Source organism: Kribbella sp. NPDC056861 (genome assembly GCF_040687575.1).
Lineage (GTDB): Bacteria > Actinomycetota > Actinomycetes > Propionibacteriales > Kribbellaceae > Kribbella.
In genome coordinates, this window is the sequence record NZ_JBFBNQ010000009.1 from 240777 (window position 1) to 251203 (window position 10427).

The following is a 10427-nucleotide window of genomic DNA, read 5'->3' on the forward strand; positions in this document are numbered from 1 at the left end:
TCGTGCAGCCTGTGGATAACTGCTTGAGGCCAGGAGCCGCCCGGCTGGGGGAAAATCGCTCGGACGGCTCCTGGTTGCAGGTGAGACGGGCTAGCAAGCGAACTATGACGCGGAGTTACCAGATGAATCCGCTGTGGCACCACTCACAGGCGCGAACTGGACGTCCAGGGACGCGGTGGTGAAGCCGAGATTTGTATACAACCGGTGAGCAGCGGTGTTGGTGCCGTCGACGTAAAGGACCACCGACGACAGCGAGCGATCCTCCTGGAGATGGCGGACGCCCTCGACGGTTAGCGCCTTGCCCAGCCCGCTGCCTTGGTGGTCGGGGGAGACGCCGACGACGTACACCTCGCCAAACGGGGTGTCGCCTTCGTCGTCGTGGATCTTCGTCCAGTGGTAGCCGGCAATTGCGCCGTCGTCCGTCACGGCCAGGAAGAAGCCTTCTGGGTCGAACCACGGCTGCTGCAGCCGATCAGCCAGGTCTGCCTGCGTCCAACCACCCTGCTCCGGGTGGTGGACGAAGGCAGCGGCGTTCACGGCCAGCCAGGCGCTGTCATCCTGTCCCGGTACGAAAGTGCGCACAGTGACCCCCTCCGGCCAGACAGCCGCAGGTACCGGCGCGCTGGCACGACGCAGGAAGTACAGCTCCCGCGTCACCTCCAGCCCAAGTCGTCCAGCGAGCTCGTCCGACCCCGCCAGCCGCCCGTGAGCCCACACACGCAGCCCCGGGCCGCCGTGGTCGAGCAGCATCCGCAGTAGCGCAGTACCGAATCCCTGTCGCCTGTACTGCGGGGCGACAACCAGCTCAGCGGATCCGTCGGGGCCGAGTGCCCCGTACCCCGCCAGCTCGGCCGAGCCTGGTTCGCCGGCGTACGTGAGGAAGTGGGCGTCGCCGGAGTGTTCGCCCTCCAGGTGCAGCAAAGTGTGCTCGGAGAGTGGGTTGACCCCGTCGCTGAGAGCAGCGGAGCGAGCGAGTTCGGTGACGGTGGCGGCGGTGGCCGAGGGCAACGGTGAGGGAACGACTTCGAGGGTCACCTCGATACCGTAAAAGGTCCTGCTCAGTTCATCGTCGAGACCTTGGTCAGCCACGCCGTAGCAGGGTAATTTTCGGGAACCGCGCACCAGCGGTGATCGAAACGACGACGGAGAAGACATGGCCTTCACAGGACGAGACAAGAAGTGGCTGCGGGGACCCCGGGCTGTTGCCCTGGTGGCCGCCGGCGCTGCTGTGGTGCTCGGCTTGGCCACGGGGGGAACCGTGACCCAGGCTGCGCCGGAGAAACCGAAGCCGACGCACACACAGATCCAACTGCTCGCGATCAACGACTTCCACGGAAACCTGGCGCCCAACCCGGCGACCAGCTCCAGCGGCAACGTCAACGGCACCCCAGCCGGCGGAGCGGAGTACCTGGCGGCCAAGCTGCAGGCGCTGCGTGACTCGGCCGACGCGCAGGGTCAGGACACGGCGACTGTCGCCGCGGGTGACCTGATCGGCGCCTCGCCGCTGCTGTCCGCCGCGTTCCACGACGAGCCCACCATCGAGGCGATGAACGAGATGGGGCTGGACGCCACCTCGGTCGGCAACCACGAGTTCGACGAGGGCTACAAGGAACTCCTGCGGATGCAGAAGGGCGGCTGCCTGAACGACGGCGACGGGCAGAACAACCAGAATTCCTGCCCGGACCCGAAGGCGAAGTTCAAGGGCGCCGACTTCGACTACCTGTCGGCCAATGTGTTCTACGAGAACACCAACAAGACCCTGTTCGCGCCGTACACGGTGAAGAAGTTCCGCGGCGGGCAGAAGGTCGCCTTCATCGGGATGACGCTGGAGAACACCCCGAACATCGTCACCAAGTCCGGTGTCGAGGGGCTGTCTTTCAAGGATGAGGTCGAGACCGCCAACGCGCTGGTGCCGAAGCTGAAGAAGGACGGTATCGAGGCGATCGTCGTGCTGCTGCACGAGGGCGGGCTGCCGTCCGACCCGCGGGCGTTCAACAGCTGCCCGGGGATCTCCGGCCCGATCACCGACATCGCCAAGACGCTCGACCCGGCGATCGACGCGATCATCTCCGGTCACACCCACCAGGCGTACAACTGCTCGATCAACGACCCGGCGGGCAAGCCGCGTCTGGTGACGAGTGCCTCGTCGTTCGGCAAGGTCGTCACCGAGGTCCGGTTGAGCATCGACCTGGCCACCAAGGACGTCGACCGGCTGAACACGTTGGCGAACAACCACATCGTCACCCAGGACGTGCCGAAGGACCGCGCGATCACCAAGCTGATCACGAAGTACCAGGGCCTGGTCGCGCCGATCGAGTCCAAGGTGATCGGTCACATCACCACCCCGTCGGTGGTGAAGACGGTGGACGACTCGCAGGAGTCCCCGCTGGGCAACCTGATCGCGGACGCGCAACTGGCCGACCCGTCGACCGTCACCAACGGCAAGACGCCGGTGGTCGCGTTCATGAACCCGGGCGGAATCCGGGCCGACCTCGCGTCGAACGCGGGCGCGGTCACCTTCGGCCAGGCGTTCACGGTGCAGCCGTTCAACAACTTCCTGGTCTCGATGGACATGACCGGGACGCAGATCAAGGCCCTGCTGGAGCAGCAGTTCTCCGGTACCAACCAGGCCGCGAACAAGGTGCTCCAGATCTCGGGCATCACCTACACCTACAACCCGGCCGCGGCGCCGGGCGCCAAGGTGGTGGCGGGTTCGATCAAGATCGCCGGCCAGCCGCTGGTGGACGGTACGACGTACCGGATCGTCACGAACAACTTCCTGTCCGACGGCGGTGACGGCTTCCCGGCCTTCACCACGGCGACCGACAAGTTCTTCGGCGGCCTGGACATCGACGCCTTCGCCACGTACCTCGCAGCGCACGACCCGTACACCCCGGGTCCGACGGACCGGATCAGCATCGGTTCGTAGTCAGTACCGGATCCCGGTACCCGGCCGCCTCCTCGAGAGGCGGTCGGGCGCCGAGATTCAGCCCGCAGGTGAGGCGCGTCGGTTGGCGGCCGGAACCAGCAACCAGCAGCGGCGACGCTCTAGCGGACTCGGCGACAAGTTAGTTGTCTTCGGCAATGGATGAGCGCGGTCAGAAAGCGCCCCGCGCTGGTGAGATCGCGGTTCCGCCGGGATGGTTCAGAGAAGAAACTTCAGCAGTACCAGTGCGAAGGCGATGGCGGTCGAGAGGGCTGCCGTGGCGGAGCCGAGACCTTGGCGGAGTGCGCTCGCGGCGACGGCGAGGGTGAGCGGGATCAGCATCAGCAGGAGCGTGATTCCGGCGGCGTGCACGCCGACGTGGGAGCGGCCGGTCAGAACCAGGCCGAAGATCAGAGCGAAAGTCACACCGAGCCAGGTTGTGGGCTGGATCGGGCCGTCGGTGCGGACGCCGCGGTGTGAAGCACGAGCACCTCGGCGGTGCGAAGTCGGAGCGACGTGCGCCATCGGTCACCTTCCGTGAAAAAGACCGAATACGCACGGTAGCAGCACGAATACGCGCCGGGTCAAGCTCGGAACTCATGCGCCTGGTCCAGTCCGGAACGGCGCAACAGTCAATCCCAGACAGTAATCCGAGGCGGATCGACGCCGAGAGCAGAGCTGGATCAGACGGTTGCGTCGGCGGTTTCGCGGTCCTTCGAAGGCGGGATGACGAAGCGGTAGCCGACGTTGCGGACGGTGCCGATCAGGGCCTCGTGTTCGGGACCGAGTTTGGCGCGCAGGCGGCGTACGTGGACATCGACCGTGCGAGTGCCGCCGAAGTAGTCGTAGCCCCAGACCTCTTGCAGCAGCTGCTCCCGCGTGAACACCCGGCCAGGGTGCTGCGCGAGGAACTTGAACAGCTCGAACTCCTTGTAGGTGAGGTCGAGCGCGCGGCCGTTGAGCTTCGCCGTGTACGAGGCTTCGTCGATCACCACGTCGCCGCTGCGGATTAGCGAGGTGTCGGGATCCTCGTTACGAGCGGCGGCCAAGCGGCCGATCACCAGTCGCAGGCGGGCCTCGATCTCGGCCGGCCCGGCGGTGTCGAGCAGGACGTCATCGGCGCCCCAGTCGGCGTTCACCGCGGTCAAGCCGCCTTCGGTGACGACCAGGAACAGCGGTACGGCGATCCCGGTGGTGCGGATCAGGCGTGCCACACCGCGGACCGTGACCAGGTCACGGCGGGCGTCCAGCAGGACCGCGTCAGCGTCGGGGGCGTCTACCAGAGCGGCGACCTCGGAGGGCAGGATCCTGATCTGGTGTGGCAGCAGGGCGAGCGACGGCAGGACCTCGGTGGAGGCCTGTAGCGCATTCGTCAGCAGAAGCAACGTGCTCACGCTGTCTCCTTGTGCGGGTAGTCGGCTCCCTGGTGAGAGAACCGGTCCTTTTGCACGTCAGGCCCCAACGGCGTCATTGCCGGGGGCCCGAGACACACTGGATGCAACAGCAAGCTGACATAATAGCCGAAGACTTAACCGATTAGTGAGGCCCCTCCAGATGCCGGAAGTGACCATCAGGTACTTCGCCGCTGCCCGCGCCGCGGCCGGCGAGTCGACGGCAACTGCCCAGGCGGTCTCCGTCAAGGAGCTGGTGGGCACGGTCTCGGCGGGTAAGCCGGAACTGGCCCGCGTGCTCGGGATCTGCACGTTCCTGCTCGACGGCGAGCGGGTAGACCTCGACGCAGGCCTCACCGACGGTGCCCTGGTCGACGCCCTCCCGCCATTCGCCGGCGGCTGATCCGGTACTTCGCGCACGTGGGTCGCGGGCCGAAGCGCAGGCGGTACTAGCTGTTGATGCCCTCCTCGCACAACGGTTTCCTGCGGTGGCCAGGGTCTGCTCGTGGACCCGGAAGCCTCGACGCGGCGAGCGTGCCTACGAAGCGGCGATCGGGCGGGGCCTACCTGCTGACCGCGCCCCTAACACGGCCCTACCGTCGGGCGGGCTGAGCAAGCGCTCGGGACCGCCATCCCCGCCCGGCTGATCGCCGTGGGAACGCTCATGGCTCTGTTGGGACGCTCGGACGCGGCCGGCCCTGCAAAGACCGCTGGTCTTGCTGCCGGGTGACGAAGGCTCGACCGACACCACCTCGGAGGGTGTTCAGGCTGGTTGCCGAACTGAGGGATGCTGGCGCTCCCGCCGAGATCCTTCGAGCGGGTCAGCTCGCGGTCCCAGCACCCCTGTCCTTCCTAACTGAGTGTATTCGCCGGTTGGCGGATGGTGGCGGCGTTATCCACAGCGCAAGAGAGCAGGTGGGGAACCTGTGGGGCGGTAGATTGCGCGGTTGTGGCGATGGAATCGGGGACGTTGCTCACTACGGTGGGGCGCGCGGGGGCTTTGTTCGGGAAGGCTTGGCCGCGGTTGCTGGCTGTGTTTCTGGTAGCGCAGTTGGTGCATCGGGGGCTGCAGTGGGTCGCTGTGCAGGCGGGGGCGCAGGCTGACGCGGCGGGGATTGCGGTGTTGGCGTTGCTGGTGGTGGTTTCGCTGGCGATGTATGTCGCGATGTTCCTCGTACTGCGAGGCGAATTGCCGTTCCACCGTCGGGCCGTGGCGGAGGGCATGCTGGCGCCCGATGGAGTCGAGCCGGGCAAGGAGAGTCGGCCGGTTGACGCGTTGGCGGCGGCGTTGTTGCCGTTCCTGGCGTTCTATGCGGCCTACAAGTTCCTGCAGGCCGAGGCGCTCGACTACGAGTACAAGCTGGCTGTTCACAAGGTCAACGACACCCTGGCGACCGTTCTCAACGGGGGTACGGCGAATGATCAGCCGACGGGGCTTCAGGCGTTGTCGACCTGGCTGTTCATCGGGCTCGGGCTGGCGGCGTACGTGTTGCGGTTCTTCTTCAAGCGCAAGGGCAAGAACACCGGTGGGCCCGTACGCCGGTTGTTCGTCACCTACCTCGAGGCGCTGTGGATCTTCGTGGTCATCTACCAGGCCTCCTCGTTCATCCCGTCGCCGAAGGACTGGCTGAAGGAGCGTCAGGCCGCCGCTTGGGTGCACGACGGGTACCTCTGGCTGCTCGACCATGCGCTCGGCGTCGAGAAGATCCGGGAGATCTGGGACACCGTCACCGGGTTTGTTGCCGCAGGCATCGGTGATCTGTGGAGCGCCGCGGTGCTGCCGTTGATGTGGATCACGATGACCGCGGTGATCTACGGCCGGGCCGTGCACAAGGCGGACAAGCCGGAGCGGCGCTGGCGGTTCGACCGGATCACCCATCGGTGGCAGCAGACGCCGAAGATCGTCCGGGTGGCCGGCAACTCGATGGTGGCGGACTGGAAGGATCGGTGGACACCGGTCGCCAACGCGTTCCGGCTGGTGGTTCGGTCCGGGCTGCGGCCGATGCTCGGCTACTTCCTCGCCTGGGCGGTGGTCACGTTCCTGGCCGGCGGGGTCTGGATCTTCCTCAAGGAGTACGTGCTCGGCCCGCACTCGCTGCAGTTCTGGCTGGTTCTTGACGAGCCGCTGAGCCTGCTCACCGACGGGCTGAAGATCATGCTCCAGGTCAGCCTGCTCGCGGCGGCGTACGACCGGATGATCGGGGGCCTGGCCGGCTACCTGAACACCAAGACCCACGCGGCCCACGCAGCGCCCGGCCCGCAGGAGGACAAGGGCGTCGCGGACCTGACCGCCGCTACCTCGGGAATGCCAGGTACTCCGGCAGCCGAGTAGCCCAGGTGATCGTCGGCTCGACGGAAGCGGCCACCGAGGTCGGCACGATGAAGATCGCGACAGCCTCGTACGGCTTCCCGGCCGCCGGCTTCACGTAGTACGGCGCGATCTTCGGGTCCCGGAAACTGGCCGGCTTGTCGTCGAAACCACCCGTGCAGCCCGTCGGCCGGTCCTGGAACTCGTCCTCCAGGTTCGACTCGTCCCAGATCCGCCCGTCCGGCGCGCGCAGATGCACCTGGCAGCCGCTCAGCGATTCCAGCTTCTTTACGTCGTCCACCTGCATCCGGAAGTACACCCGTACCCGGGTCGTCCCGTCGGGCAGCGCACTCGGTACGGCGGTGGAGCGCGTCGGCGCAGGATCCAGCTCGACGCTCGCGGCGAACCAGGTGGCATCCGCGTACGACGTACCGCCCGCCGCGACCCTGACCGCGTCACGCGGCTCAGCGTCGTACCAGGACTTGTAGTCGGAGTGTGTCGTCCACCAACCCGCTAGCGGCACCGTGACGACCAGGGAGAGCAAGGCCAGCGTGTTCTTCCGGAACCAGCCCGGCCGGGCCCGTCGAGCGCTGCTCATGACGCATCCGCGGCGGTCATGATCGCCACGTCCTTCCGCAGGCCGTCCAGCTGGTCCTTCTCCACTCCGAGCGGGATGGTTGCCTGGGGCTCTAAATCGTTCAGGAAGGGCTTCTCCATCACCTGCAGCACCGCCCCCGGCAACTGGTCGGCGGGCATCTCCACCACGAAGAAACCACGGGCGGGGATGTCGGTCGAGAGCTGGAACCCGGTCAGGTCTGCCTCACGCAGGCCGGACCGGTTGGCGCCGAGATAGGTGGTGCCGTCGGCAGCTTTGATCGAAACGTTCTTCAGATACAGCGGTTCCCGGGTCGCCGTTGCCAGCGCATCGACGACGACGAAGTCCGACAAGGTGTCTCGGTCCGGCGCGGATCGTGGGATTCGCAGCTTCTTGCTGACCTGGACGCCGCGCACGGTCAGCTCGAACCGCGGCGTCTTGACCGGCTTGCCGACGATCCCCTTGACCGCGATCGGCTCCTGGACGTCCTTCTGCGTCGGCGTCAGCCGGTAGAGCCCGATGATCGCGACCAGGACGACCAGCACCAAGGCGACATTCAGCACCTTGCGGCGTCGCCCGGCTCCGGTAGTGGCCTGCTCCAGCGGTGGCGCGGTCATTTGCTGTTGTCCTTCACCTTGACGCTGCTCTCGGCGGCGAGCGCGTCGGGATTCCACTTCTCGTGGCTGTCCAGCAGCGACGACTCGACGTGCTCGTAGTGCTGCACGGTGAGCTTCACCTCGGTCGGCAGTTCAGTGGCCTTGGGCAACTTCCAGACGTAGGCGACGTCCTCGCCGTACTCCGGGGTGAGGACCGGATCACGCGTCTCGTCGCGGAGGTTGGTGCTGCCCAGCGGCGCGGCGTCGTCCTTGATCCCCGGTACGCCGATCAGCCGGACCAGGTCGCCAGGCGGCGTGACGCCGGTGTCGTCGGTCACCTTCACCTTGGTCACCACGGCGATCAGCGCGCCACCGTCGTCGGGCGAGAACAGCGGCTTCAGGTCCTTGACCGTGACCACCCGCTGGATCGTCACCTCGAACCGGCCGGCATCGATCGCCTGGCCGGCATCCACCCGCGGTGTCTCGTCAGCAGCCTTCTTCAAGCCGCCGAACGCCGCTGAGATCGCCAGCAGCAGCACTGCCGCGCCGATACCCCACACCTTGAGGGATCTGCCGCGCACCTTCATGTCCTGCAGCTCCGGCAATTCCTCGCCTTCACCGCTCCCCGTTGGTTCCTGCACGCCCGAAGCCTAGCCACCCAAAGGGCCTCCAGTCGGTCGGTGCCGGGCGCGGGCGCGGGCCGCGTGGCATGGGCGCCGGGCGCGAACCCGCGGGAGTGGGTGCCGGTCGCGGACAGCGGGGCAGGGGCACGGGCCGCGACCGCGGCGGCCCAACGCTCAGTCGGTAGGCCGTCCTCGCAGCCGCTTCGTCTGGCCGCGCTGCTTCTTCGCGTCCAACCGCCGCCGCACCGACCCCTTACTAGGCCGCGTAGGCCGCCGCGTCCGCGGCGGTGCAGCGATCGCCTCAAGAACCAACGCAGCCAGCCGAGCTCGCGCCGCCTCACGATTCCGCCACTGCGACCGCTGCTCGGACGCCGTCACAGTCAGCACACCGTCCACCAGCCGCGAGCCGAGTCGTTCCAGCGCTCGCGCCCTCAGTACGTCGCTCAGCGCCGTGGTGCTCGCCACGTCGTAGCTGAGCTCCACCCGGCTGTCGGTGGTGTTCACCGACTGACCACCGGGGCCGCTCGACCGGGAGAACCGCCAGGAGAGCTCGGATTCCGGGATGACGACGCCGTGGCGCACTGTCAACCCGGAATCCATGCCTCTATTCAATCAACCCGCGTCAATGCGGATTCAGGCCGCGGTCTCGTGAGCGCGTCCGAGCGCCCGGTAGTCCCACCCTGCCGCCTGCCAGGCCACCGGGTCGAGGGCGTGCCTGCCGTCGACGATCGCTCGTACTGCGACGGTCTCGCCGAGCCACTCGGGGTCGATGTCCTTGAACTGGTCCCACTCGGTCAGCAGCGCCACCACCTGCGCGCCCTCGGCCGCCTCGGCGACTCCGGAGGCGTAGTGCAGGTCCGGGTACGCCTTGCGCGCGTTGTCCATCGCCTGCGGGTCGTAGACGCGCACGATGGCGCCCTCGGCCTGCAGCAGCCGGGCCACGTCCAGGGCCGGCGCGTCCCGGATGTCGTCGGAGTCCGGCTTGAACGCCGCCCCCAGCGCGCAGACCGTGACACCTTCCAGCGAACCACCGGCCTGCGAACGGATCAGGTCGACCGTCCGCTGCCGCCGCCGCTGGTTGATCGCGTCGACCTCGCGCAGGAACGACACCGCCTGCCCGACACCGAGCTCCTCGGTGCGGTGGATGAAGGCCCGGATGTCCTTCGGCAGGCAACCGCCGCCGAACCCGAGGCCCGGCCGCAGGAACCGGCCGCCGATCCGCGGGTCGTAGGACAGCGCCGCCGCCAGCTGCTGGACGTCGGCCCCGGTGGTCTCGCACACCTCGGCCATCGCGTTGATGAACGAGATCTTCGTGGCCAGGAAGGAGTTCGCGGACACCTTGACCAGCTCGGCGGTCGGCAGATCCGTCACCACCACCGGTACTTCGGCCTCGAGCAGCGGCGCGAAAGCCCCTTGCAACTGCTCCAGCGCCCAGTCGGAGGCCACCCCGAAGACCAGCCGGTCCGGCCGCAGCGTGTCCTCGACAGCGAAGCCCTCCCGCAGGAACTCCGGGTTCCAGGCCAGCTCGACCTGCTTGCCGGCCGGCGCCGTCGACTGGAGCAGCTGGGTCAGCCGGGCCGCAGTACCGACCGGGACGGTGGACTTGCCGACCACCAGAGCGCGCCGGGTCAGGTGCCGGGCGAGGTCGGTGACGACGGCGTCGACGTACGTCATGTCGGCCGCAGGCGAGTCCTTGGCCTGCGGTGTGCCGACGCAGACGAAATGGACGTCACCGAAGGCGGCGGCGTCGGCGATGTCGGTGCTGAACTTCAGCCGGCCGGAGTCGAGCGCCTTGCTCAGCATCTCGGGCAGGCCGGGCTCGTAGAACGGCACCCGGCCGTCGGCCAGGGCGGCGATCTTGGCCTCGTCGGTGTCGATGCCGAGTACTTCGTAGCCGAGAACGGCCATGCAGATCGCGTGCGTGGCGCCCAGGTAGCCGGTGCCCAGAACGGTGATGCGTGGCTTGTCAGCCATCAGAACCCCCCATA

At 67.5% G+C, this 10427-nt stretch carries 11 protein-coding genes; 3 read left to right on the forward strand and 8 right to left on the reverse strand.

Going from position 1 to position 10427, the window contains the following annotated elements; all coding sequences use genetic code 11:
- Positions 1 to 102 precede the first annotated feature (102 nt).
- The gene (gene mshD / locus AB0P21_RS38050) at positions 103 to 1035 is read right to left on the reverse strand and encodes a mycothiol synthase (protein ID WP_363703768.1); all 933 of its coding nucleotides are present in this window, start codon (positions 1033 to 1035) and stop codon (positions 103 to 105) included.
- Between the two features lie 118 nt (positions 1036 to 1153).
- Here mshD and AB0P21_RS38055 point away from each other — a divergent pair, with 118 nt between their 5' ends.
- Positions 1154 to 2929, forward strand: coding sequence for a bifunctional metallophosphatase/5'-nucleotidase (locus AB0P21_RS38055; RefSeq protein WP_363703770.1), 1776 nt, complete (start codon positions 1154 to 1156; stop codon positions 2927 to 2929).
- Between the two features lie 216 nt (positions 2930 to 3145).
- Here the strand turns inward: AB0P21_RS38055 and AB0P21_RS38060 are convergent, their stop codons facing one another.
- Positions 3146 to 3352, reverse strand: coding sequence for a hypothetical protein (locus tag AB0P21_RS38060; protein ID WP_363703772.1), 207 nt, complete (start codon positions 3350 to 3352; stop codon positions 3146 to 3148).
- A gap of 257 nt (positions 3353 to 3609) precedes the next feature.
- Positions 3610 to 4320 carry a response regulator transcription factor gene (locus tag AB0P21_RS38065; RefSeq protein ID WP_363703774.1) on the reverse strand — a complete coding sequence of 237 codons (711 nt, stop codon included), beginning with the start codon at positions 4318 to 4320 and terminating at the stop codon, positions 3610 to 3612.
- 160 nt (positions 4321 to 4480) lie between these two features.
- Between AB0P21_RS38065 and AB0P21_RS38070 the strand changes: the two genes are divergently transcribed.
- Entirely contained in the window at positions 4481 to 4720 is a 240-nt protein-coding gene (locus AB0P21_RS38070) for a MoaD/ThiS family protein (RefSeq protein WP_363703776.1), read from the forward strand.
- A 552-nt stretch (positions 4721 to 5272) separates the two neighbouring features.
- A complete protein-coding gene (locus AB0P21_RS38075) occupies positions 5273 to 6649 on the forward strand; it encodes a hypothetical protein (protein WP_363704151.1) in 1377 nt (458 codons plus the stop codon).
- Here the strand turns inward: AB0P21_RS38075 and AB0P21_RS38080 are convergent.
- The 5 genes from AB0P21_RS38080 to AB0P21_RS38100 form a co-directional block, all read right to left on the reverse strand.
- Positions 6612 to 7223, reverse strand: coding sequence for a hypothetical protein (locus AB0P21_RS38080; RefSeq protein WP_363703778.1), 612 nt, complete (start codon positions 7221 to 7223; stop codon positions 6612 to 6614). The genes AB0P21_RS38075 and AB0P21_RS38080 overlap by 38 nt on opposite strands.
- Complete coding sequence (locus AB0P21_RS38085) at positions 7220 to 7837, reverse strand: hypothetical protein (RefSeq protein WP_363703780.1); 618 nt, start codon at positions 7835 to 7837, stop codon at positions 7220 to 7222. Before AB0P21_RS38085 ends, AB0P21_RS38080 begins: the two co-directional genes overlap by 4 nt.
- On the reverse strand, positions 7834 to 8457 hold the full coding sequence (locus AB0P21_RS38090; RefSeq protein ID WP_363703782.1) for a hypothetical protein: 624 nt from the start codon (positions 8455 to 8457) through the stop codon (positions 7834 to 7836). Before AB0P21_RS38090 ends, AB0P21_RS38085 begins: the two co-directional genes overlap by 4 nt.
- Before the next feature lie 156 nt (positions 8458 to 8613).
- Complete coding sequence (gene arfB, locus AB0P21_RS38095) at positions 8614 to 9039, reverse strand: alternative ribosome rescue aminoacyl-tRNA hydrolase ArfB (RefSeq protein WP_363703784.1); 426 nt, start codon at positions 9037 to 9039, stop codon at positions 8614 to 8616.
- 33 nt (positions 9040 to 9072) lie between these two features.
- The gene (locus AB0P21_RS38100) at positions 9073 to 10413 is read right to left on the reverse strand and encodes a UDP-glucose/GDP-mannose dehydrogenase family protein (RefSeq protein ID WP_363703786.1); all 1341 of its coding nucleotides are present in this window, start codon (positions 10411 to 10413) and stop codon (positions 9073 to 9075) included.
- Positions 10414 to 10427: the final 14 nt, after the last annotated feature.